Here is a 22,214-nt window from a genome sequence, read left to right on the forward strand (position 1 = left end):
AAGAGGAGTACATGACCGCGTTGACCACCGGAGTCGCCGACCGGATCGCCGACCTGGCCGCGCTGTACCGGGACCTGCACGAGCACCCCGAGTTGTCGTTCCAGGAGAAGCGCACGGCCGCGATCGTGGCCGCCCGGCTGACCGAGGCGGGGTTCGAGGTGACCACCGGGGTCGGCGGCACCGGGGTGGTCGGAGTGCTGCGCAACGGCGACGGCGGGTCGGTGCTGTTGCGCGCGGACCTGGACGCGTTACCGGTGCGGGAGGGCACGGAAGTCCCCTATCGCAGCCAGGCCACCGGGGTCGGGCCGGACGGCGACGTGGTGCCGGTGATGCACGCGTGCGGGCACGACACCCACGTCACCGCGCTGGTCGGTGCGGCGGAACAGTTCGCGGCGCGGCGCGCGCACTGGTCGGGCACCGTGCTCGTGGTCTTCCAGCCGGCCGAGGAGATCGGCGCCGGCGCACGGGCGATGCTCGACGAGGACTTCCTCGACCGCTTCCCCCGTTACGACGTGGCCCTTGGCCAACACGTGATCTCCGCGCCGAGCGAGCACCTCTACGTGTGTCCTGGCGTGTTCATGGCCGCGGCCGACAGCCTGCGGGTCACCGTGTTCGGCCGGGGTGGGCACGGGTCGGCGCCGCAGACGACCGTGGACCCGATCGTCATCGCGGCCGCGATCGTGTTGCGGCTGCAGACGATCGTGTCCCGCGAGATCGCCGCGACCGATGTCGCGGTGGTGACCGTCGGTGCCATCCGGGCCGGCTCCAAGGAGAACGTGATCCCGGCCGAGGCGGAGCTGAAGCTCAACATCCGCACGTTCGACCCCGGGGTGCGGCTGCGGATCCTGGCGGCGGTGGAGCGGATCGTGCTGGCCGAGGCCGCGGCCGCCGGCGCGCCCCGCGACCCGGAGATCGCCCTGATCAACGACTTCCCGTTGCTGGTCAACGATGACGAGGCGACCAGGAAGGTGCTCGCGTCGTTCACCGAGGCGTTCGGCGAGGACACCGTGCACGTGGTCGGCAGCAAGCCGGCGAGCGAGGACTTCGGCCGGTTCGGGACCGCGGCGGCGGTGCCGTCGGTGTTCTGGAACTTCGGCGCCTTCGAGCGGGGGCTGTACGCCGATCCCGGTAAGCCGCAGCTGGCGGTGGCCGAGGGCGCCGCGCCGGGCAACCACTCCTCCCAGTTCGTGCCGAACGACGTCGAACCCGCGCTGCGCCGGGCGGTCGAGGCCCTGCTGACCGCGGCGGCCAACTGGCTCACCATCCGCTGACCTTGCTGCCCGCCCGGGCCACCGGCACACTGGGCGAAACGCACGGGAGCAGGCAGGTGAGTGAACAGGGCCCGGTTCGGGTGGACGAGTCCGGCTTGGACGAGCGGGGCGTGCTGCATGCGCCTGGAGTGTTGCCGGCCGAGGACCCGGCCGCCAAGCAGGACTGGGACGGGCTGCGGCCGGCGTTGCGGGAGCGGTTGGCCGGGGTGCTCGGCACCAGGCAGATGTGGTGGCGCGATCACGACGACCCGAACCGCACCTCGGTACTGGCCTTCGGCGACCGCGCGATGTGCGTGGCCACGCCGGTCAGCGTGGACGGTCAGGCCCGCCACCGCGTCGAACTGCGGCGGTGGGTCCCGGGATCGTTGACCCAGCAGCGGTTCCGCACTCCCGGCGCCGACACCTCGGCGCGTCGCCTGGCCGAGCACGACCCGGCGACGCTGGACTCGATGCCGCCCGAGGTGAGCGCGCTGCTCGGGCACCTGCCGTCGGCGGTCCAGTGGTATCTGCAGGTCCCGCTGCTGACCGCCGGCGAGAACAACACCGAGAACACCGATGGTGCCGTCGGCGGCTCGCGCTGGTACCACGTCTGGGATCAGCCGGACCGGCGGATGGACATCTGGATCTGGCTGCATTCCGGTCGGAAAGTGACCTTCGCACACGGCCGGCGGGTATTCCCAACCAATGGCCGAACGTCGGTCCCCCAATGGGATCTGCGTTGTTGGCGAGCCACCTGCGAGTGAGTTCTCGTGTACCGTTGTCGCGACGCTGCTCCGTCACGGTTGAAGGTTTAGTTGTCCAGAACCAGGAAACTTCGGCGATCCGCCGGCTACGCGTTCGCCTCGGCGTTACTCGCCTCCGCGCTGGCGGTCGTCGTCAATCTGGCCACCGAGTGGAAACACAACCTGGCGGCCTGGATCGTGGTCGCGGCCCTCACCATCCTGACCGCCGCGACGACCTTTCTGTTGATGCGCGACGCACCGGAATCCCCGCGCACCAACGACCTGAGCTTCGGTCACCGGCTTCGCGCCGGCCGGGTCCGGGTCAAGGGGCGGCGGAACCGGTTCACCGCTGGCGATGACGCCACCATCACCGACCTCGACGTGTCCTCGGGCGGATGACCGAGTTCATCGGCCGCGCGCGGGAACTCCGCACGTGCCTGGACCACCTGTACGCCCCCGATCTCCACGGCCACGTCATCGACGTCGCCGGGCTCAACGGCATCGGCAAGACGATGTTCCTCGACCGGCTCGCGGCCATGGCCGACGGTCAGGCCAGGGTGATCCGGCTGGATATGCGCGACCACGGGATCGGCGAGGGCTATTCCGGCGAGTTCGGGTTGACCGCGAGTTCGGCCATGTTGCTCGAAACGCTGTCCCGGTCCAAACAGATTCTGCACCGGTACTTCGACGACGGGCGGCGGGAGTTCGCCGATTTCCGGCTGGTCGCCCGCCTCGACGGGCTGGAGGGCGAACGGCAGCAGGGGTACAACGCGATCACCTTCGGCGACTCCGCCAAGGTCGGCAACCTCGACGCGCGGGTGGAGATCAACGCCGAGTCCGCCAACCGGGACGCGTTGCGGGAGCGCCAACAGCGGATCAACGACGCCTTCGTGTCGGCCTGGGAAGCCGTCATCCGCAAGCGACGCGAGCCGGTCCTGGTCACCATCGACGCCTTCGAACTGGTCGCCGACGACCAGATCGGCTGGTGGCTGCTGCGTGACCTGGTCCGCCACCTGCCACGAACGCTGGTGGTCATCGCCCGCACCCCCACGGTGCACACCTGGCTGCAGGACGCCGAGTTCCACCAGCTCCCGCTCACCCACTTCACCCGCGAGGAGACCGCGGACTTCCTGCGGCGCCGGTGTTCCGGCGTCCCGGTGAGCGACGAGATCACCGACATCGTGCTGCGGTTCACCGACGGCCACCCCGGTGGCGTCGGCCTGGTCGCCGAGCTCGTGCTCGAGCTGGGCGGACCGGCGCTCGACGCGCTCACCCTGCGCCGGACCCTCGACCGGCTGCCCGCCCAGTCCCACCAGCTGTGGGCCGAGCTCGTCGACGCGATCCTCGGCGCGGCCCGGCAACCGCGGCACCGGGAGGCGGTCGAGGCGGCGGCGGTGGCCGACACGTTCACCGAGGGGCTGCTCGGCACCCTGATCGGGTCGGGTGTCGTGGCGGCCGACGTCATCGCCGACCTGGCGCGGCTGCGGATGATCCGGCAGGTCGGCGAGGCGTCCGGCCGGTCGCACAACAGCTACCGGCTGCACGAGTTCCTCCGGCTCGCGATCGAGGCGCGCACCCCGGCCCGCAACCGGACCAGGTGGCGGGAGCTGCACCAACTGGCCGCCGACCACTACTACGCCTCGCTCGGCGACCTCGACAGCGACCTGCGCGAAGGATCATACGAATCCTGGTACGCCTTCGAGGATCCCCTGTGGCAGCACCACAAACGCCGCTGGCTACACCACTCCGGCATGCTGGTGGAACGCCGGGCGATCACCCGTACCCGGTTCCTGCTGGTCTTCCTCAAGGCGTTCTGGTGGTGGGGCAGCTACGTGCCGTTCGAGTTCAACCGCGGCCTGCTCGAGGACTGGAACCGGACGGCGACGATCTGGGCGAACGCCAGTGAGAACGTGGCGCTGGTCGAGGCCGAGCTGAGCCGGGACCGGGCGTTCCTGGACGCGCTGGCGACCCTGCTCACCACCTACCCGATGGGCAGCCCCAAACCGGCCGACGCGCCGTGGGACCAGGTGCGCGGCCAGCTGCTGTTGTTGCGCGACCTCACCGTGCGCAGCCTGGCCAAGGGGGTGCGGCTCACCGAGGACGAACAGCGCGACGCCGCCTTCGCCGACGCGTTGCTCGCCGTGTACCTGGCGCACTCGATCCGGTTCCGGAGCCGGGGAGACGACCGGGCGACGCGCTACTACCAGTCGGCGACGGCCACGTTCGAGCGGCTCGGCGACGACTGGAACGTGGCCTGGATGCTCAGCGAGCAGGCGGAGATGGCCTTCGAGGCCGGCGACCACACCGCCGCCGAGCGGCTGCTGGCCCACAGCGCGCGGCGCGAGCACGCCAGGGCGAGCGACGACGAGGACTGGGACCACGAACTGCAGGGCGACCTGCACCGGCTGCGCGGCGACCTGTGGTGGCGGCAGGGTGAGCTCGGGAAGGCGGGCGTCTGCTACGGCCGCGCGGTCCGGCAGGCCTACTGGCTGCACGGCGCCTGGCAGGGCGGCCCGGACGAGTACACCAGCGAGTTCTACCGGGAACAGACCAGCAGGGTCGCCCGGCGCGTCGGCGAGCTGACCGCGCAGGCGCGGGTGGCCGAGTTCCTCGCCGGTGTCCGCGACGGCTGTCCCGAGGCGTGTCCTGCTGTCCCGGCGACGCTGCCCACCGAGGTCAACGAGGTGCGCGCGGCGCTGTTCGTGGCCGGGCCGTCCCCGGCCGACCTGCGCAGTGAGGGCTCGGACTTCATGGCGCGCTGGCGACTGCACTGGGAGGACTGCCTGGACGTGGTGGCCGGGCTCGACGAGCTGCGCGGGACCGGTCAGCCGGACTGAGTCAGCTCAAGCCGGTCCACCAGCCACCGCGCCTGCCGGCTCCGCTCGTCGGCGTAGCCGTCGGCCGCCGGTTCGCGCGCGCACTCGTCGGCGACCCTGGCCGCCAGGTAGGCGCTGGCGGGCGCCGGGTAGCCGTCGAAGGTCTCCACCGCGTCCTGCACGTAGCCGCACAACAGCACCGCCGACGCCAGGTCGGTCCGGTCCGCCGCGGCCGCCGCGGCGGCCGCCCAGCCAGCCGGGTCGGTGGCCGCCCGCAGGTCCTCGGCGTCGCCGGTCAGGCCGTGGTCGGCGAGTTCGGCGGCCGCGTACTCCGCGACCCGGCGCACGCAGTCGAGCGCGAACTCCCGGCCGGCGGCCGCGTCCCAGGCGGTCACCCGCTCGACGAGCATCGCCGTTGGCGCCACCACCTTGCGGTCCAGTTCGGTGATCGGGCCGTCGAGGTCGATCAGCCACAGCTCCTCGCCGAGCCAGTACGGCAGGTCGCCGGTCCGGCAGGCGTGGAACCCCGCGCCGCACGGCCGGGTCCGTTCGCTGTGCGCCCACACGCCCGGGGTCCACCGGTAGCCGGTGAACTGGCCGCGCGCGCCCGCGCGCAGGAACTTCCAGTACCTCACCCCGGCCGCCCGTCGAACAGCGCGCGCAGGTCCGCCGGCACCGCCGAGGTGTTCGCCACGGTCGGCAGCGCGCCGAGCGCGCGGCGGTAGTTCTCCGCGAGGGTCAGGCACGGCGGGCAGCACAGCAGATGCTGTTCGTACGCGTCGCCATCGGCCGGGGGCAGGGCGCCGTCGTGCCAGCGGCCGATCAGGCCGACGATGATCTCGCAGCTGACGGTCGCGGGGTTCACCGGCCGGCCCGCTCGGTCAGGACGTCGACCCATCGCCGGCGGGCGTCGTCGAGCACCGCGTCCTGCTGGGTGGCGTTCGCCCGCAGGATGGCCTCGACCGCGCGGGCGTCGAGGCCGGCGGCGTCGCGCAGCACGAGCACCGCCCTGGCCTCGATCGGCACCTGGCGCAGGGCGGCCAGCATCGACGGGCGGGTGAGCTGGTCGGATTCCAGCGCGGCCGGGTCGTCGCGCCACCAGCCGGCCCAGCGGTCGGTCGCCGGCAGGAACCGGTCGCGCGGCGGCGGTGGCGGCGCGGTGTCCATCAGGTTCTGGTCGGCGAGTGCGGCGATCAACCGGCCGAGGACCTCGGCCCGCACGCCTGCCGGCAGGGTGCCGGCGGTGACCTCGCCGAGTACCTCGTGCCACACGGTGGTGAGGATCGTGGTCGCCTGCTCGGCCGCGAGCGCGGCGAGGGCGAAGGCGCTGATCGGGTGGTGCCGGGCCAGCAGTTCGGCGCCTGCGGCCCGGTCCCCGGATCGCAGGCGGGCACACAGGTCGCGGTCGGTCATGCCGACGGTTGTACTGGCAGTTCGGTCAACCGCGACAGCGGCCACAGCGGGGCGTGCGCCGGCCACGCGGTGACCGTGTCGCGCAGCGCGCGGTAGGCGGGATCGTGGTCGCGGGCCTGTTCTCCTTCGCAGGCGGCGATGTTGTCGTCGAGGAACCGGGTCAGCCCGGCGCTGGGCAGGCCGGCCTCCCTGGTGCGGAGGCTGATCAGCAGCAGGTTCGGCACCCTGGCGAGCCCCGGTCCCAGCGACGGTTGGAAGTAGGGCAGCGGGAGCAGGGCGGCGCCGTGCCGTTCGTAGAAGCGGACGCGCGCCGTCGGGTCGCCGTGGTCGTTGCTTGGGTGGCATCGGGGGTCCTCCACCTCGGCGAGGAACGCGACCGAGTCGGTGGTCTCCCACCGGGACAGCGTGTGCCGCAGCAACCGGCCGCCGTGCCCGCCCTGGCGGATCCCTGGATCGACCGCGAGATAGTTGAGCAGCGAGATCCCGCTGGCCCGGTGGTGTTCGCACAGAGCGACGGCGACCGCCCGGCCGGCGGTGAGCACGGCACTGCCGAAGAAGTCCGAGGGGTCACCGAGGTACTGGGCGCGCAGGACGTCGCGGCCGAGCAGTTCGGTCTCGGGGAACGACGGGGCGAGGACGTCGTCGTAGAGCTGGTCGAAGGCCTGGTCGCCGAGGTCGGCCAGGTCCACGATCACCGCGCCTGGTGCCGGCGTCACGTCCATGGGGGACATTATGACGCCTGCGCACGGGAATCCGGCTGTGGCCGGGAACACCGGCTGGCGTTCCCGGCCACAGCCGGGTCTCAGTCGGCGCTGCCGGCGCTGTCCGCGCTACCGGCGCTGGCACCACTGGCACCACTGGCACCGCTGTCCGCGGACGCCGCCGGGGCCGGGATGTAGACCTTCGCGGGGGCCGGGCTGTCCGCGGAGGCGGCGACCGGGGCGGGCGCCGGGGCCTTGGCCGGCGCGACCTTGGCCGGGGCGGCCGGCGGTTGGTTGACCGGCGCTGCCGGGGAGTCCGCCGAGTTGGCCGACGCGGCGTTGGCCGACGCGGCGCTGTTGGCTGACGCGCTGTTGGCTGACGCACTGTTGGCCGACGCGGCGCTGTCCACGGCCGCCTGCCGGGGCGCGTCGTCGCCGCGCAGCTCGACCACCGGCGCCGGTTTCTGGTCGCGCAGCTCGACGTCGTCACTGGCCAGTGCGATGCCGGTGCCGGCGAAGCCGGCGATGGCGACCGCCGCGCCGGCCACGATCCAGGTCCGCTTGATGTTCATCCGATATCTCCTTCTCCTGTGGTGACGAGCAGGCGTTCTGCCAGCTCGACGCGTTGGGTGGTGGCCTGCCGCCAGCCCGGCTCCCGCACCCGGTAGGGGCCGGTGGCCAGGGACAGCACGACCGCGGCGCCGCGGCGCGCCAGCGCCGCCGGGTCGAGGTCGCGGGTGAGCCGCCGGTGCAGCGCCACCCGCAGGCGGTCGATCGCACCGGCGTGCCCGGGGTGGAGCTGCGCGAGCACGGCCAGGTGGGCGAGCAGGCAGGCGGCGTCGTCGAGGCGCTCGCCCCGGCCGGCGGTGTCGATGTCGAGCACCCCGGTGACCCGGCCGGCGGCGACCATCAGCTGGGTCTCGTAGAAGTCGCCGTGCACCGGGACGGCCGGGCCCTCGGGGGCCGCGTGGTCGACGGCCGTGGCGATGGCCATTGCCCTGCCCGCGAGTTCGGGCAGCGTGTCGGCGACGATCTCGGCGTAGTGGGCGGCCTTCTGGCCCCAGGTGGGTCGCCGGCGGCCGGTCGCGAGCGCGGTGGGCAGCGTGTCGAGCGCGGTCACCACCCCGTCGACCACCCCGGCGGTGTCCACGGGGTCACCGGTGAGCAGCACGTCGCGCAGCGTCCGGCCGGGCAGCTCGGCGAGCACGAGCAGACCGTCGTCGGTCCACCCGAGCGAACGCGGCGCCGGGTAGCCGGCGTCGGCGGCGAGCCGGTGGGCCTCGTGCACCGCGCGGACCTTCGCCGGGCGCAGCACCTTCACGAAGACCCGGCCGGTCGGGGTGGCGACCTCGACCACCGCGCGGCGCCGTGGCCGGTAGGTCCGGACCGTCATGGTCACGGCCGTGCCGTCGAGGCCGAGGCGGGTGGCGAGCCGGCCCATCCGGTCGGGGTCGCACGCGGCGGGCAGCGCCGGCAGGTCGGGGTCGAACGGGAAGCGCCACATGGCGACTTCGGTTTCCCCGTCAGTCAGCCGAGGCGCGCCGGCCGGCAGCGAGCCGGTGGCCGCGCCGAGGGACTCCTCGGTCAGCGTGCCGTCCGGCCACGCGACCCGCACCTGGTAGCCGACGGTGGTCCGCCCGCCCGGCTGGTGGTCGACCTGGCCGATCCGCCAGTGCTCGACCCGCCCGCCCACCGGCGACAGCACGGCGGCCAGCAGGTCGGCCGCGTCGGGCCCGGTCAGCGTGGCCAGGCCGGTCTCGGTCGGTTCGCTCAGGTTCGCTCGCACGACACCAAGACTGCTGGCGGCAGATGACCGCGACCTGAGTCCCTGATGAAGGCACCTTCATCAGCGTCATGGGTCAGCGCCCGACGGCGTAGCCCATGCCACGCACGGTGGAGATGTGCTCCTGGCCGAGCTTGCGGCGCAGTGCCCGGACGTAGACGTCCACGATGTTCGAGCCGGGGTCGAAGTCGTAGCCCCACACGTGCGACAGGATCTGCTCCCGGGACAGCACCTGGCCGGGGTGGCGCAGGAACAGCTCGAGCAGGGTGAACTCGCGGGCGGTCAGGTCGACGGTCCGGTCCTCGACCCGCGCGCGGCGGGTGCGCAGGTCCAACGACACCCCGCCGGCGCTCACCACGGTCGCCTCCGGGGCGTTGTCGGCGCGCAGCCGCAGCCGGATCCGGGCGAGCAGCTCCTCGAACCGGAACGGCTTGGTCACGTAGTCGTCCGCGCCACCCTCCAGGCCGGCGACGGTGTCCCGGACCGAGTCCCTGGCGGTCAGGATGATCACCGGGGTGGTCACCCGCGCCTCCCGCAGGGTGCGGAGCACGGCGAAGCCGTCCATGTCCGGCAGGCCGATGTCCAACACCATCAGGTCGAAGTCACCCGTCAGGGCGAAATCGATGGCACCGCGGCCGTCCGCGACGACGGTCGTGGTGAAGCCGTTGGCCGACAGTCCCTTGCGGACGAACGACGCGATCCGCTCCTCGTCCTCGACGATCAGGATCCGGTTCACGGCCCGACACCTCGCTCCCCCGCGTCGACCGGCAGTTCGATGCCGAAGGTGGCGCCGGACCCCGGGTTGGACAGCACGCGGACCGTGCCGTGGTGGGCGTCGGCGATCGCGCGCACGATGGCGAGGCCGAGCCCGGCGCCGCCGCGATGCGCCCGGCCGCCGTGGCCCCGGGAGAACCGGTCGAAGATGACCGCGAGGTCCTCGGCCGGCACGCCGGGGCCGGTGTCGGTCACCCACAGGGACACCGTGTTGTTCCACCGGGACGAACCGAGGGTGATCCGGTCCCCGCGGTTGGTGTGCTGCACCGCGTTCTGCGCGAGCTGCACCATCGCCTGGGTCACCCGCTGCGGGTCGACATGCACGATGCCGGTGCCGATGTCGGACAGCCGCCAGTCCCGGTCGTCCAGCGCCCGCACCTTGGCGTCGACGTCGCTGGTCAGCTCGGCCAGTTCGACCGGTTCCGGCCGGACGAAGTCGGGCCGCTCCGCCTTGGCCAGCAGCAGCAGGTCGCCCACGATCCGGCTCATCCGGTCCAGCTCGTCCAGGCACAGCCGGATCGCCTCGGCCCGCTCGGCCGGGTCGTCGTCCGGGGACAGCAGCTCCAGATGTCCGCGCACGATCGTGATCGGCGTACGCAGTTCGTGGCTGGCGTCGTCGAGGAACTCACGTTGGGTGGCGAAGGCCTGTTCCAGCCGGTCGAGCATCGCGTTGAACTGTTCGGCGAGGGCGGCGATGTCGTCGTTGCCGACGACCTGACCCGCCGGGATCCGACGGGTCAGGTCGTGTTCGGTGATCTCCTCGGCGCCCTGGCGGACCAGCCGGATCGGCGCGAGGATCTGCCCGGCCACGATCCACGCGGCCACCCCGGCGAGCACCAGCCCGACCAGCGACACCAGTGCCAGCGTGCGGACCATCAGGTCGACCTCGGCGAGGTCGCGGTCGATGAGGTAGCCGACGACGTACACGCCGCTGCCGGCGGCCGGCTGCTGGCCGGTGGTGGTGACCTTGACCCAGTGCATGTCCCCGGCCGGGGTGGTCAGCACACCGGTCGCCGATGGCGACCGGACGATCGTGTCGAGCAGGTCCGGGTGCTCGCGCAGCCGCAGCGGGACCTCCTCGCGGTGCTGGTAGAGGTACTGGGGGTCGGGCTCGCCGACCCAGCCGGCGATCACCTCGTCGTCGTCGGCGACCTGGAGCCGGAGGTGGTAGCCGAGCAGGGCGGCCACCGACGGGAACGGGCGCTGGTTCTCGTCGACCCCGCCGGCCGCCAGGTCCCGGTACTCCCTGGCCTCCTGTTCCAGCGCGGCGTTCATGTCGGAGTGCATCTCCTGGCGCAGCAGGTTCCTGGTGACCAGGCAGACCGACGCGAGGACCACGGCCATCAGCACCAGCAGCCAGCACATGATCAGCACTCGTGCTGGGAGGCCGCGGAACCGGCGGCGCCGGGTGGGTGGCGGCCGCGGCGGATCCACCGGCTCAGTCGTCGTCTCCGTCATCGTCTCCGTCGTCGTCAACCTCGTCGTCGTCATCGTCACCTCCGTCGTCATCGCTGACCGGGGGCGGTGGCGGTACGACCTGGGTCTGTGGCGGTGGCGGTGGGGTCGACGATGGCGGCGGTGGCGGGGTCGTCGTGGATGGGGTCGTCGTGGATGGGGTCGTCGTGGATGGGACCGTGGCCGGCGGGCTGGGGTTGTTCTCGCCGATCTCGACGGTGGCGGGCACCCGGGGGGCCGGCGGGTCGGCCAGCAGCAGGTAGCTGGCGAGCGCGGCGACCAGCGGCAGGGCCAGCGCCACGGCCAGTACCGCCATCCGGGTGGTCAACCGCATGGCCGCCAGTGTTCAGGTCCGCCGGGCAGCCGGACATGAACCACGGATGAGAAAACCTTCATCTCACAGATCGTCGCCGTCCGGCCCGACCTGCGCAAACGAGCGGGGTCAGCTGGTCAGTACGGAGACCGCGACGGTCAGGTACACACAGCCGCCGATGACCACGGCCACGCCGGCCACGACCGGGGTCCAGGCGGCCACCGTGGCGGCGATCGACCAGGTCCTGGCGCGGGTGCCGATGGCGGTGCTGATGGCGGTGACGCTCTTGATCGTGAGGATGCCGACGCCGGTCAGGGTCGCCGCCATGCCGACACCGAACGCGAGCACCAGCACCACCGCGTTCACCGCGCGACCGGTCAGCAACCCGCTCACCAGCACGATGAACGCCGACGGCGACGGCAGCAGCCCGCCGGACAACGCCAGCGCGACCAGCCCACGCCGCGACCACGGGTCCACCGGCTCCCGGTCCCCGTGCCCATGACCGTGCCCGTGGCCGTGCCCATGCCCGTGGCCGTGGCCATGCCCGTGACCGGCGTTGGCCCGCGCCATGGTCCGGCCTCGGGTGTGCCGCCAGCACAGGTGCACCCCGACGGCGATCACCACCGCGCCGGCCACCACCTGCAGCCACGCGGTGATGGTCTCCGTGCCGAGCGTCGCCACCCCGGACACGCCGACCCACACCAGCGCGAGCACCAGCACCGAGAACGTGTGCATCACCGCGACGATCACCCCGAGCCGGGCGGCGTCGCGGTACTGCCCACGCGTGCCGACCAGATACGCCGCGGTGACCGTCTTCCCGTGCCCCGGCGCGACCGCGTGCATGGCGCCGACCCCGAACGCGACCACGAGTGCGAGCCAGAACACCGCGCCGCCGTCGAAGAGGGCGACCAGCCGTTCGTCGAAGCCGCTCATCCGCGCCGCCGCCGGCGTACCAGGAACACCGCGCCCGCGGCGACCACCACGGCCAGCCCGGCGGCGAGTCCGACCACCGAGCCGGGCAGTCCCCCGTCGCCGGCGAACCGCAGCCGCAACGTGTCCTGCGCGCCGGTGAACAGCGCGCGTGCCGGCGTGGCTGGCGGATCGGTGGTCAACACCGTGCGGTAGGCGGAGTTCAGGTCGGTGAGCGTGGCCAGCTGAACGTCCAGTTCGGACACCGAGGCCGGGCAGGTGAACGTGTAGCGCGCGCCCTGGCTCAACAGATCCGCCAGTGGCGCCAACTCCCCCCGGCACGGCCGGCCGCCCTGGCTGATGGTGACCCGCGCCAGCAGGTAGTCCCGGACCGCGGGCGACCGGCGGAGCTTCTCCTCCCCGGTCACCGTGGTCGAGTCGTCGAAGGCGCCGAGCGACTGTCCCAACGCGACCCAGTCGTCCTCGGCGGCCAGCCAGGACAGGCTGACCGTCGAGCCGTCGACGGCGACCCGCGCGGTCGACGGCGGGCCGAACGGATGGGCCGCGGCGGGGGCGGCGAACGCCAGGAGGAAAACCCCGGCCAGCACGAGAACACGCACGAAAGCTCCAGCGGCGGGTGTGGTTCGGGGCGGCCGGTGACCCCGGCCGCCCCGACCAGGAAGGCGAACTACCTCGTCACGGTGATGACGGGGCTGGTGATCTTCTGGTGTTCACTGTGCAGATAGAACCGGTACGGTGCACCGCGCTTGGCCCACGCGGGGATCCGCACCGGTGCCACGACCCGGCCGAGCTCGTCGGCCAGGACGTGGTCGATCAGCCGGTCCTTGCCGCCGCCGTGCCGGTCGGCCGTGCGCAGGTAGCGGGCGACGCGCTCGCCAGGGTCGTAGCCGTAGGCCGACACCAGCACCGTGCCCCGGTGCCCGACGCTGGTCCGGTCCAGGGTGACCTGCTCGCCGACGGTGTTCTCCGGCGTGCGGATGTCGTTCACCGTGCGCTCGCCCCTGGCGTTCTTGCGGACCAGGAAACCGTCGTGGTGCTGGCCGTTGGCATACCGCGACTCGAACCGGATCGTGTCCCCGGTGACGTCGATCATCTGGTACAGCTGGGTGTTCTCGCTGCGGCTGCGCAGCTCGGCACCGTTGTCGGTCCAGTTCTCGCCGTCGTTGAGCGCGTACATCTTCCCGCCGGACACCGAGACCGCGTAGGTGACTCCATTGTGGACGGTCACCGACTTCCGGTTGGCCGCCTTGTCGCCCCGGCCGTAGCTGTGGTCGTGGCCCTGCAGCGCGAGGTCGACGCCGTACTTCTCCAGCAGCGGCCCCCACTGGTTACGCACGTTGGGGTTGTTGCGGGTGCCGGTGGTCGAGTACACCGGGTGGTGGAAGGTGACGACCGTCCACTTGTTCGGGTTGTCCTTGAGCAGTCCCTCGAGCCACGCGGTCTGCGCGGCCATCAGCTGCTCGTCGCTCTGCACGTTGGAGTCCAGGCCGATGAACCGCACCCCCTGGTAGTCCACCGAGTAGGCGGTGTTCTTCAGCTCGGGGTTGCCAGGACCGTTGTCCGGGTAGGGGAACTGCGGACGCCAGAACGTCGACAGGCCACCGGAGTACTCGTGGTTGCCGGGCACCGAGATGTTGTTGATCTGACTGTTGATGTACCCGTCGGCGGCGTACCACTGCCCCCACTCCTCCTCGCTGTTGGCGGAGTTGATGAGGTCACCGGCGTTCACCACGACCTTGGCCGCCGGCCGGTCGGCGAACGCCTGGCGGAACACCCTGGGCACCGCGGAGTCGATGTAGTTCTGCGCGTCGCCGAAGTAGATGAAGGAGAACGGTTGGGCGTCGGCGGCCGCGGTGGTGAAGTCCGTCCACTCGCTCCAGTTGACCCCGTCGCCGACGCGGTAGGTGTACCGCGTGCCCGGCGCCAGGTCGGCGAACTCGACGGTGTGGTAGGTGGAGGCGTACCCGAGGGAGGTGTTGACCGACTGGGTGGCCGAGGCCGGCACGGTGGTCACCGCGCCGGGGGCCGGCTCCACCTGGCCAAGTGCCCTGGGGGCCACCAGAATCTGTGCCTTGGCGAACTCGGCGGTCGCCTGCGCACGCCACGTCACCTTCTGCGACGTGGCCGGAGTGCTGGTTGGGATGAGGATGAGGCGGTCGGGCATCGCGGTCGACCGGTGGACCTCGGCGGCCGGGACCTTGACCGGCGCGGAGGTGCCGGCGCCGAAGGCCAGCGGTGCGGCCGAGAAGCCACCGAACACCAGCGTGGCGGACAGGGCAGCCACCCCGACGTTGCGGAGGCTGACCGACCCACGTCTGTTGACGTCACTCACGTAAGGGTCTCCTGTGGACTCGAACAACCGGGCGAGCGCCCGGCGACGATGAGCATTAGCTCATCGGAAGTGGAACGTCGGCCAACCAACGACTTTCGGCATGGTGAACAACGAAACCTGTTCCCGCACGGGCGTCGCCGCAGGTCAACCGGCAGGTACGCTTCCGCCGTGCCGGCACCGAGAGACCCGTCGTCGCGCTGGATCCTGCTCGGGGTGGTGCTCGGGTTGTGCGCCGTCACCCTCACCCCGGCGCAGGCGGCCAGCACGCACGCCGTCAGCCACAAGGACGAGAACTTCATCACCGCCGATACGCCAGGGATCCTGGACATCGAGGCGGGCGAGTGCTTCACCGATCCGGCCTACCATCCGGCCGCCGCCGCACGCGTGGTGCTGTACACGGTGTGCACCCAGCAGGCCGACAACCAGTCCTACGGTTTCGTCCACCTGCCGGACGGCCCGTTCGACCACGACCGGGTGGCCGAGGACGCGTGGACCCGCTGCGGCAAGGGTTTCCGCACCTACTGGCCCACCGAGAAGTCCACTTTGGACTACTATCCGATCCTGCCGACCATGGAGACCTGGGCCGACGGCGACCGGGACGTGATGTGCGTGGTGTACGACCCGACCGGACAGCTGACCGACTCGGTGCTGCCCAAGGCCTGACCGCCGGGTCATGATCGGCGATCGGCGCAGCGGATACAGGTGGTGACCGCGGGCAGCGCGTCCAGGCGCTCCGCCGCGATCGGCTGACCACAACGCGCGCAGGTGCCGTAGGTGCCGGCCTCGAGGCGTTGGTCGGCCGCGTCGAGCGCGGCCAGCTCGGCACGGGTCTGCGCCAACAGGCCGGCCACCTGGGCACGCTCGAACGCGACGGTGACGCCCTCGGGGTCGTGCTCGTCGTCGTTGGTCGTGTGCACGGCGGACTCGATGATGCCCGCCAGCCGCCTACCGAGCGCCTCGACCAGCTCGAGCGTCTCCCGGCGGCGGCTGGCCAGCCTGCTGGCCTGGTCGGACATCCCTCCATTGAACACCGGCCCGCAGGCGAACGCGGACCGTCACCGCGCCGGGGGCTCGATGCCGAGGGCGGCGCAGGCGCCGTCGACGGCCACCCGGCGAAGCTCCTCCGGTGGGGTGTCGGGGAACTGGATCGTGCAGTCCTGGATGCCGCCGAAGGCGATCACCGCCCGGACAGCCTGCGCCAGCGTGGGTTCGGGACCGTGCACCAGCGCCCCCAGCCGCCTGCGCCAGTTCAGCACGAGCTCGATCAGGCCGAGGTCGGTGAGCAGGTTCGCCTCGCTGAGCAGGAGCACGATCTCGTGGCGATGGCGGTAGTGGAAGTCGAAGTAGCCCTCCAGCAGGGCGCGGGGCTCGACCTCGGCCCGCGCGCGCGCCTCCTGCACCCGCAGGAACTCCTCCTCCTCGTCGATGATCGGCTGCACGATGCTGCGGACCAGCTCCTCGCGCGAGGAGAAGTGGTAGTAGAGCGCGGGCTTGGTGATGCCGATCCGGTCGGCGATCTCCTGCAGGCTGGTTCGCTGCACACCCTGCGAGACGAACAGCTCACGGGCGACGTTCTGGATCTGCTGCTTGGTGCCAGAGGGACGGGCCATGCCATCAACCTAACTTACTGATCGATCGGTAAGTAACCATGCTACGCTTACCTATCGATAAGTAAGGAGATCCGCTCGTGCGAATCCTCATCTCCGGCGCCAGCGTCACCGGCCCGGTGCTGGCGTACTGGCTCACCAGGTACGGCTTCACCGTCACCGTCGTCGAGCGCGCGCCCGCGCTGCGCGTGACCGGCGGCCACGCGGTCGACCTGTTCCGGCCGGCGATGGTCATCTCGGAGAAGATGGGCGTGCTCCCCCGCGTCGCGGAGCGGGTCACCGGGGTGCACCGGATGGCCCTCCACCGGGAGGGTGCGCGGCGTCCCGTCCGGGTGGACCTGTCCAAGGTCTACGACGCCACGTCCGACCAGCACGTCGAGATCATGCGCGACGACCTGAGCGAGATCTACCACGACGCCGCGCGCGCCGACGTCGAGTACCTCTTCGGCGACTCGATCACCGCGATCTCCCCCGAGGGCGAGGTCCGGTTCGAGCACGCGCCACCACGCCGGTTCGACCTCGTCGTCGGCGCGGACGGGCTGCACTCGAACGTGCGCCGCCTGGTCTTCGGCGACGAGTCCCGCTTCAGCACCTTCGTCGGGGCCTACCTCGCGGTGCTGACGGTGCCCAAACCCGCCGACCAGAGCGACGAGCTCCAACTGCACGTCGGGGTCGGGCGCACCGCCGGCAGCTACGGCGTGCGGCACCTCGACGAGGCACGGGCGTTGTTCCTGTTCCGCAGCGAGCACGAACTCGACTACCACCACCGCGATGTCCGCCGGCAACAGGAGTTGCTGCGCGAGGCGTTCGCCGGCTTTCATCCGGAAGTGGATCACTGGCTGGCCGAGCTGGACCGCACCCCGGCGTTCTACTTCGACTCGATCACCCAGCTGCGCCTGGACACCTGGTCCCACGGCCGGGTGGCCCTCGTCGGTGACGCCGGCTACTGCCCCGGCGCGGCCGTGGGCGGCAGCACCACCCTGGGGGTCGTCGGCGCGTACGTCCTGGCCGGCGAGCTGGCGCGCGCGGACGGCGACCACGAGCGCGCCTTCCCCGCCTACGAGCGGGTGCTGGCGCCCTACGTTCGGGACAGCCGCGCGTTGGCGCTGCGCGCCGCGAAGACCCTGATCCCCACCTCGCGCCTCGGCGTACAGGGACTGGCGCACAGCCTCCGGCTGATCTCCGCCCTGCCAGGGTCGGCCAGCCGCGCGCTGTTGCGCCTCATCACCAGGAGCGCCCGCCTGTTCGACTCCATGACCGTCGAGGACTACACGCCGGCTCAGCCGTAGACGGTCAGCCAGATGGATCTGGCCAGGGTCCTGGCCATGGCCGGGTCCTGGTCCTGGCCGGCGACGCCGCAGTGCACGGAGATGGTGCGCTCCACCATGCTCGCCAACAGGCGCGCGGTGTTGGCCGGGTCGAGGTCCGCGCTCACCCGGCCCGCCCGTTGCTCGTCCTCGAGCCGCCGCTGCTCGACCTCGACGAAGGCCGCCACCTTGCCCAGCCAGTAGGCCGCGACCTCCTCGTCGTAGTAGGAGACCTCGGCCAGCGCGCGCAGCACCCGAGGATGGGCCCGGTACTGGGCCAACATCTCGCGCATCGCCCGTTCCACGGCCGCCGGCCCTTCGGCGTGGTCGGCACCCCACCACTCGGCGGCCACGTCGAACAACCCCTGCACGGCCTCGTCGGCTACCGCGATCAGCAGCCGGCTCTTGTCCGGGAAGTGCAGGTAGAACGTCGACCGGGCGATCTGGGCCTGCTCGGCGATCCGCAGCACCGAGATCTCGGTGAACGGCGTGCCCGCGACCAGTTCGTTCTCCACGGCCTCGACCAGCCTGCGCACGATCTCCGCGCGCCTGGGCCGGTTGCGCGCGGTTCTGGTCACCGAGGACATGAGCCGAATGCTACAGGTGCGCTATTGACTTGTGGACAGGGTGTCGACACCCTGTCTATGAACCCTGAGGAGGCTCGAATGAGATTGCGTCACAACGTTGTGGTGACAATGATCGCGGCCGCCACCCTGACCTTGTTCGTCCCCGCGCCCGCCGGCGCGCAGGACTTCGACCCGCCACACACCGACATCACCGGCTCGGACCTGACCCAGGTCCCCGGTCACCTCGCACTGCCATCCGACGACGTCGCCCATCCCGGCTCGGCGACCGAGTGGTGGTACGTGCACCTGATGGATCCGCGCACCGAGCGGACCTTCATCGCGCTGTTCTTCACCGATCCCCTGCCGATCACCGCGATGTTCTACTACCCGGAGGACGGCCAGAAGCTGGTGCTGCCGGTCGCGGCGACCCCCACCATCGCGAGCACGGTCACCCCGGACGTGCGCAACAGCGCGGGCAGCATCGTCTACGACCCGAACCGCGGCTACCACTTCCTGTTCAACGCCAACGGTTTCCGGATCGACGCCTGGCTCGACCGGCCGGTCACCGGGCTGACCGGCGGACCCATCAGGTACGACGGCGGCCAGGACATGTACTGGACCGCGCCGGTGGCCACCAGCCACCCCACCGGCTACCTGCGCACCCCGGACGGGCAGACCACCGACCTCGCCGGCTGGCGCGGCTACCACGACCACAACTGGGGCAACTTCAACGTTCTCGACCAGCGCTACTCCGGCTGGGAATGGGGCGTGTCGCACGAGCCGGACGGCAGCGCCACCCTGCTCGGCGGCGTGGTCAAGGGCAACGGCGTCTGGCAGGGCGTGATCGCGCACGCCACGCCCACCGAGGTGATCGGCTGCATGGCGACGCTGCGGCTGTCGAACTGGCGGGTCTACGGGACCTTCTCCTATCCGGAGACGGAGAACGCCTCCTGCGAGGAGGGCAAGAAGGGCACCCCGACCGGCTGGGAACCGGAGCCCTATCCCGGACTGGACCACACGTTCACCGTGACCGACCCGTTCATCCTGGACGTCGGCCTGCTGGCGCTGCCCGAGTCGATCGGCAAGACCGTGCCCGGCTCGATCGGGCTCATCGAGCACATCCGCACGCTGCCCCCGCGACTCGAGGACGGCCGATGAGCCTCGACCGGCGCACGGTGCTGCGCGGCGCGACCATGGCCGGGGTCGCCGCGGCGCTGGGCGGCGTCCCGGCGCACGCCGCGGCCGACGGCAGGCGGGTGGCCGTGCTCGGCGGCGGCATGTCCGGGCTGACCGCGGCCCACGAGCTGATCGAGCGCGGCTTCGAGGTCACGGTGTACGAGAGCACCGCGCTTGGCGGCAAGGCGCGGAGCATCCCGGTGCCCGGCACCGGCACCATGGGCCGGGCCGACCTGCCCGGCGAGCACGGCTTCCGGTTCTTCCCCGGCTTCTACCACAACGTGCCGGACAGTATGTCCAGGATTCCGTTGCCGGGCAACGGGAACTCGGTGGTGGACAACCTGGTCTCGCTCAACGGCGCGCTGATCTCCCGCAGCGGCGGGCGATCGGACATCGAGCTGGCCATCCCGGCCAACCCGATCAGCCAACCGCTGAACCCGGACTCGTTGCGGGAGTCCATCATCGGCCTGGCACAACAGCTCGCCGCGCTGCCGCTGTCGGAGATCCTGCTGTTCGCCGACCGGCTGCTGGTGTTCATGACCAGCAGCCCGGCGCGCCGCGAGGGCCAGTGGGAGAACGTGTCCTTCTGGGACTTCATGCGGGCCGAGGGACGGTCGCGGGAGTACCAGGTCGCGTTGGTGCGGTTCATGACCCGCGGCCTCATCGCGCTCAAGGAGCGGGTGGCCAACACCCGCACGGTCGGCTCCATGGGCGAGGCGTTCATCCTGGCGTTCCTCGGCCGGGGCACCAACGGCCAGTCCCCCGCCAGGATGCTCAACGGCCCCACCAGCGAGACCTGGATCGACCCGTGGGCGCGCCACCTGACCTCGCTCGGGGTGCGGTTCGAGCTCGGCCAGACGGTGCGGTCGCTCACGCTGTCCGGCGGCCGGATCACCTCGGCCACGGTCACCGACGCCGCCGGCACGCCGGCACAGGTGACCGCGGACTGGTTCATCAGCGCGGTCCCGATGGAGCGGGCACGGGAGCTGTGGTCGCCGGAGATCCTGCGCGCGGCACCGGAACTGGCCGGGATGAGCCAGCTGCGGACCGACTGGATGAACGGGGTGCAGTTCTACCTGCGGGAGACCCCGCCGATCGCGGCGGGCACCCAGCTGTTCCTGGACACCCCGTGGGAGATCACCTCGGTACTGGACAGTCTCCTGTGGGACCGGGAAATCCCGGCCCAGTACGGCGACGGCGCCGCGCGGGACATCCTGTCGCTGGATGTGTCCGACTGGGACACTCCGGGAATCCTGTACGGGAAGACCGCGCGGGAGTGCACCATCGAGGAGGTGCTCGCGGAGTGCTGGGCACAGGTCACCGACGCCCTGCACGACACCGGGCGGACCATCCTGCCCGACGGCATCCGGCACTCGTCGTTCCTCGACCCGGCCATCCGGGAGACCGGCTCCGGGTTGACCAACGACACCCCGCTGTTCATCAACACCGTTGGCAGCTACCGGTTCCGGCCCGACTCCGGCACGTCGATCGGCAACCTCTTCCTGGCTGGTGACTACGTGCGCACCGACATCAACCTGGCCACCATGGAGAGCGCCAACGAGTCCGGCCGGCAGGCGGTGAACGCGCTGCTGGACGCGGCCGGCGCCACCGGCGACCGGGTGCCGATCCAGACCCTGCACCAACCGCCGGAACTCGAGCCGCTCAAACGGGTCGACGCGACGCGGTACGCGGTCGGGTTGCCCAACCTCTTCGATCTGCCCGGTTGATGGACGCCGACGCGCTGGTGGTCGGCGCGCGCCCGGCCGGGTCGGCGGCGGCGATCGCGCTGGCCCGCGCCGGGAGGCGCGTCGTGGTGTTGGACCGGGCACGGTTCCCGTCGGACACGCTGTCCACGCACCTGCTGTTTCCCGGCGGGGTCGCCGAACTGCGCGCCATCGGGGCGCTCGAGCGGGTCGAGGCGCTCGGCGCGCCCCGGCTGCCGGTCGGCATGACCGTCGGCGATGGCATCACCGTGCGCGGCCGGTACTCCACTGTGGACGGTATCGGGTACGGGATCTGCGTGCGCCGCGGCGGGCTGGACGCCGCGTTGGTGGCCACCGCGCGAGCGGCGGGCGCGCAGGTGCGGGAGGGCTGCCGGGTCACCGGCCTGGTGGTGCGCGCCGGGCGGGTCGCCGGGGTCCGGTTCACCGACCGGGACGGCGTCGAGGGACAGCTGTGCGCGCCGCTGGTGGTCGGCGCGGACGGCAGGCGCAGCACGGTGGCCCGGCTCGTCGGCGTCCACCGGCCCTATCGGCGGGTGCCCAGCGGTCGGGCCTGTTTCTTCGGCTACTGGACCGATCCCCGGCCCGACTGGCGGGAGATCGCGGTGCAGTGGCGGGTGGACGCCGAGCTCGGCACCGCGTTCCCCTGCGACGACGGGCTTGTGCTGTGCCTGCTGCAACCTCCGCAGGAGCGCGCCGGGGACTTCCGAGCGGACCCGCTGGCGGAGTACCTGCGCACGATCAGGGCGATTCCCGGGCTGGCCGACCGGTTGCGCGGCGGCGAGCTGGTCGGCGGCATCCGGTCGGCCACCGGGATCGAGTCCTACTTCCGGCGGTCGTCCGGTCAGGGCTGGGCGCTGCCGGGCGACGCCGGTCATTTCAAGGATCCGGTGACCGCGCAGGGCATCCGGGACGCGCTGCGCTACGGCCGCCTGCTCGGCGAGGCGGCCGCGCCGGTGCTGCACACCGAGGAGCTGGACGCGACGCTGTTGGCCTGGGAGCGCCGCCGGCAGGCCGAGTGTCTCGAGGTCTACCAGTGGACCAACGGCCTGGCCAGGGGCGAGGCGATGACCCCGCTGGAGACCGAGCTGTACCGCGCGGCGCGGGACCGGGCGCCGCTGACCACCCGGCTGCTCGACGTGTACTCCCGCGCCCGCCGCCCCGGTGAGGTGGCCACCCCGCTGCGGTTCACCACCCTGGCGGCCGCCGCGCTGGCCAGGGCGTCCACCGGCAGGCGCGCGGTGCTCCGCGCGCTGGCCGGTGACCTGCGCACCGCGCTGACCGACGCACTCGACCGCCGGCACACCCGCCGGCGGCCGCTGCCGCC

24 protein-coding genes are annotated in these 22,214 nt (G+C 71.8%); 9 read left to right on the forward strand and 15 right to left on the reverse strand.

Going from position 1 to position 22,214, the window contains the following annotated elements; translation table 11 throughout:
• Positions 1-11: 11 nt before the first annotated feature.
• The 4 genes from ACYVIP_RS40015 to ACYVIP_RS40030 are packed head-to-tail and all read left to right on the forward strand — an operon-like array spanning position 12 to position 4,830.
• Complete coding sequence (locus ACYVIP_RS40015) at positions 12-1,271, forward strand: amidohydrolase (RefSeq protein ID WP_460406268.1); 1,260 nt, start codon at positions 12-14, stop codon at positions 1,269-1,271.
• Between the two features lie 56 nt (positions 1,272-1,327).
• Complete coding sequence (locus ACYVIP_RS40020) at positions 1,328-2,014, forward strand: hypothetical protein (protein ID WP_460406270.1); 687 nt, start codon at positions 1,328-1,330, stop codon at positions 2,012-2,014.
• A 51-nt stretch (positions 2,015-2,065) separates the two neighbouring features.
• Positions 2,066-2,392: a hypothetical protein gene (locus ACYVIP_RS40025; RefSeq protein ID WP_460406272.1), complete on the forward strand. Its 327-nt coding sequence runs from the start codon at positions 2,066-2,068 to the stop codon at positions 2,390-2,392.
• Entirely contained in the window at positions 2,389-4,830 is a 2,442-nt protein-coding gene (locus ACYVIP_RS40030) for a hypothetical protein (protein WP_460406274.1), read from the forward strand. Before ACYVIP_RS40025 ends, ACYVIP_RS40030 begins: the two co-directional genes overlap by 4 nt.
• Here ACYVIP_RS40030 and ACYVIP_RS40035 read toward each other — a convergent pair.
• The 12 genes from ACYVIP_RS40035 to ACYVIP_RS40090 all read right to left on the reverse strand — a co-directional run bounded on the left by ACYVIP_RS40035 (position 4,818) and on the right by ACYVIP_RS40090 (position 14,510).
• On the reverse strand, positions 4,818-5,444 hold the full coding sequence (locus ACYVIP_RS40035) for a hypothetical protein (protein WP_460406276.1): 627 nt from the start codon (positions 5,442-5,444) through the stop codon (positions 4,818-4,820). The two genes, ACYVIP_RS40030 and ACYVIP_RS40035, sit on opposite strands and share 13 nt — an antisense overlap.
• Positions 5,441-5,674, reverse strand: a complete 234-nt coding sequence (locus tag ACYVIP_RS40040; RefSeq protein WP_460406278.1) for an anti-sigma factor family protein — start codon at positions 5,672-5,674, stop codon at positions 5,441-5,443. The genes ACYVIP_RS40035 and ACYVIP_RS40040 overlap by 4 nt, the downstream gene beginning before the upstream one ends.
• A complete protein-coding gene (locus tag ACYVIP_RS40045; protein ID WP_460406280.1) occupies positions 5,671-6,222 on the reverse strand; it encodes a hypothetical protein in 552 nt (183 codons plus the stop codon). The genes ACYVIP_RS40040 and ACYVIP_RS40045 overlap by 4 nt, the downstream gene beginning before the upstream one ends.
• Positions 6,219-6,944: a GNAT family N-acetyltransferase gene (locus ACYVIP_RS40050; RefSeq protein WP_460406282.1), complete on the reverse strand. Its 726-nt coding sequence runs from the start codon at positions 6,942-6,944 to the stop codon at positions 6,219-6,221. The genes ACYVIP_RS40045 and ACYVIP_RS40050 overlap by 4 nt, the downstream gene beginning before the upstream one ends.
• 80 nt (positions 6,945-7,024) lie before the next feature.
• On the reverse strand, positions 7,025-7,495 hold the full coding sequence (locus tag ACYVIP_RS40055; protein ID WP_460406284.1) for a hypothetical protein: 471 nt from the start codon (positions 7,493-7,495) through the stop codon (positions 7,025-7,027).
• Complete coding sequence (locus ACYVIP_RS40060) at positions 7,492-8,709, reverse strand: phosphotransferase family protein (protein ID WP_460406286.1); 1,218 nt, start codon at positions 8,707-8,709, stop codon at positions 7,492-7,494. The genes ACYVIP_RS40055 and ACYVIP_RS40060 overlap by 4 nt, the downstream gene beginning before the upstream one ends.
• Before the next feature lie 73 nt (positions 8,710-8,782).
• On the reverse strand, positions 8,783-9,442 hold the full coding sequence (locus ACYVIP_RS40065) for a response regulator transcription factor (RefSeq protein ID WP_460406288.1): 660 nt from the start codon (positions 9,440-9,442) through the stop codon (positions 8,783-8,785).
• Positions 9,439-10,938, reverse strand: coding sequence for a sensor histidine kinase (locus ACYVIP_RS40070; protein WP_460406290.1), 1,500 nt, complete (start codon positions 10,936-10,938; stop codon positions 9,439-9,441). The genes ACYVIP_RS40065 and ACYVIP_RS40070 overlap by 4 nt, the downstream gene beginning before the upstream one ends.
• A complete protein-coding gene (locus ACYVIP_RS40075) occupies positions 10,919-11,269 on the reverse strand; it encodes a hypothetical protein (protein ID WP_460406292.1) in 351 nt (116 codons plus the stop codon). Before ACYVIP_RS40075 ends, ACYVIP_RS40070 begins: the two co-directional genes overlap by 20 nt.
• Positions 11,270-11,377: 108 nt before the next feature.
• On the reverse strand, positions 11,378-12,181 hold the full coding sequence (locus ACYVIP_RS40080) for a nickel/cobalt transporter (RefSeq protein WP_460406294.1): 804 nt from the start codon (positions 12,179-12,181) through the stop codon (positions 11,378-11,380).
• The gene (locus ACYVIP_RS40085) at positions 12,178-12,777 is read right to left on the reverse strand and encodes a hypothetical protein (protein ID WP_460406296.1); all 600 of its coding nucleotides are present in this window, start codon (positions 12,775-12,777) and stop codon (positions 12,178-12,180) included. The genes ACYVIP_RS40080 and ACYVIP_RS40085 overlap by 4 nt, the downstream gene beginning before the upstream one ends.
• A gap of 68 nt (positions 12,778-12,845) precedes the next feature.
• On the reverse strand, positions 12,846-14,510 hold the full coding sequence (locus ACYVIP_RS40090; RefSeq protein ID WP_460406298.1) for a purple acid phosphatase family protein: 1,665 nt from the start codon (positions 14,508-14,510) through the stop codon (positions 12,846-12,848).
• A 168-nt stretch (positions 14,511-14,678) separates the two neighbouring features.
• Here ACYVIP_RS40090 and ACYVIP_RS40095 point away from each other — a divergent pair, with 168 nt between their 5' ends.
• A complete protein-coding gene (locus tag ACYVIP_RS40095; protein ID WP_460406300.1) occupies positions 14,679-15,173 on the forward strand; it encodes a hypothetical protein in 495 nt (164 codons plus the stop codon).
• An 8-nt stretch (positions 15,174-15,181) separates the two neighbouring features.
• Here ACYVIP_RS40095 and ACYVIP_RS40100 read toward each other — a convergent pair whose 3' ends face one another.
• Together ACYVIP_RS40100 and ACYVIP_RS40105 are read right to left on the reverse strand one after the other, a co-directional pair.
• On the reverse strand, positions 15,182-15,526 hold the full coding sequence (locus ACYVIP_RS40100) for a TraR/DksA family transcriptional regulator (protein WP_460406302.1): 345 nt from the start codon (positions 15,524-15,526) through the stop codon (positions 15,182-15,184).
• 39 nt (positions 15,527-15,565) lie between these two features.
• A complete protein-coding gene (locus ACYVIP_RS40105; RefSeq protein ID WP_460406304.1) occupies positions 15,566-16,120 on the reverse strand; it encodes a TetR/AcrR family transcriptional regulator in 555 nt (184 codons plus the stop codon).
• Positions 16,121-16,197: 77 nt separating this feature from the next.
• Between ACYVIP_RS40105 and ACYVIP_RS40110 the strand changes: the two genes are divergently transcribed.
• On the forward strand, positions 16,198-17,406 hold the full coding sequence (locus ACYVIP_RS40110) for an FAD-dependent monooxygenase (protein WP_460406306.1): 1,209 nt from the start codon (positions 16,198-16,200) through the stop codon (positions 17,404-17,406).
• On the opposite strand, the gene ACYVIP_RS40115 is transcribed toward ACYVIP_RS40110, so the two are convergent.
• Positions 17,397-18,011 carry a TetR/AcrR family transcriptional regulator gene (locus tag ACYVIP_RS40115; RefSeq protein WP_460406308.1) on the reverse strand — a complete coding sequence of 205 codons (615 nt, stop codon included), beginning with the start codon at positions 18,009-18,011 and terminating at the stop codon, positions 17,397-17,399. The two genes, ACYVIP_RS40110 and ACYVIP_RS40115, sit on opposite strands and share 10 nt — an antisense overlap.
• A gap of 78 nt (positions 18,012-18,089) precedes the next feature.
• On the opposite strand from ACYVIP_RS40115, the gene ACYVIP_RS40120 reads away from it, so the two are divergent.
• From ACYVIP_RS40120 to ACYVIP_RS40130, 3 genes are all read left to right on the forward strand, one after another.
• Entirely contained in the window at positions 18,090-19,148 is a 1,059-nt protein-coding gene (locus tag ACYVIP_RS40120; RefSeq protein ID WP_460406310.1) for a hypothetical protein, read from the forward strand.
• Positions 19,145-20,893 carry a hydroxysqualene dehydroxylase gene (locus ACYVIP_RS40125; protein WP_460406312.1) on the forward strand — a complete coding sequence of 583 codons (1,749 nt, stop codon included), beginning with the start codon at positions 19,145-19,147 and terminating at the stop codon, positions 20,891-20,893. The genes ACYVIP_RS40120 and ACYVIP_RS40125 overlap by 4 nt, the downstream gene beginning before the upstream one ends.
• On the forward strand, positions 20,893-22,214 hold a 1,322-nt coding region (locus ACYVIP_RS40130), incomplete at its 3' end, for an NAD(P)/FAD-dependent oxidoreductase (protein WP_460406314.1). The genes ACYVIP_RS40125 and ACYVIP_RS40130, both read left to right, overlap by 1 nt.

Source organism: Actinophytocola sediminis, assembly GCF_054779715.1.

Bases quoted from the DNA above. Each gene is read 5' to 3' on its own strand.
- ACYVIP_RS40015 (WP_460406268.1), top strand. From the start codon at position 12: ATGACCGCGTTGACCACCGGAGTCGCCGACCGGATCGCCGACCTGGCC.
- ACYVIP_RS40030 (WP_460406274.1), top strand. From the start codon at position 2,389: ATGACCGAGTTCATCGGCCGCGCGCGGGAACTCCGCACGTGCCTGGAC.
- ACYVIP_RS40045 (WP_460406280.1), bottom strand. From the start codon at position 6,222: ATGACCGACCGCGACCTGTGTGCCCGCCTGCGATCCGGGGACCGGGCC.
- ACYVIP_RS40050 (WP_460406282.1), bottom strand. From the start codon at position 6,944: ATGGACGTGACGCCGGCACCAGGCGCGGTGATCGTGGACCTGGCCGAC.
- ACYVIP_RS40055 (WP_460406284.1), bottom strand. From the start codon at position 7,495: ATGAACATCAAGCGGACCTGGATCGTGGCCGGCGCGGCGGTCGCCATC.
- ACYVIP_RS40070 (WP_460406290.1), bottom strand. From the start codon at position 10,938: ATGACGGAGACGACGACTGAGCCGGTGGATCCGCCGCGGCCGCCACCC.
- ACYVIP_RS40075 (WP_460406292.1), bottom strand. From the start codon at position 11,269: ATGCGGTTGACCACCCGGATGGCGGTACTGGCCGTGGCGCTGGCCCTG.
- ACYVIP_RS40080 (WP_460406294.1), bottom strand. From the start codon at position 12,181: ATGAGCGGCTTCGACGAACGGCTGGTCGCCCTCTTCGACGGCGGCGCG.
- ACYVIP_RS40100 (WP_460406302.1), bottom strand. From the start codon at position 15,526: ATGTCCGACCAGGCCAGCAGGCTGGCCAGCCGCCGCCGGGAGACGCTC.
- ACYVIP_RS40105 (WP_460406304.1), bottom strand. From the start codon at position 16,120: ATGGCCCGTCCCTCTGGCACCAAGCAGCAGATCCAGAACGTCGCCCGT.
- ACYVIP_RS40115 (WP_460406308.1), bottom strand. From the start codon at position 18,011: ATGTCCTCGGTGACCAGAACCGCGCGCAACCGGCCCAGGCGCGCGGAG.
- ACYVIP_RS40120 (WP_460406310.1), top strand. From the start codon at position 18,090: ATGAGATTGCGTCACAACGTTGTGGTGACAATGATCGCGGCCGCCACC.
- ACYVIP_RS40125 (WP_460406312.1), top strand. From the start codon at position 19,145: ATGAGCCTCGACCGGCGCACGGTGCTGCGCGGCGCGACCATGGCCGGG.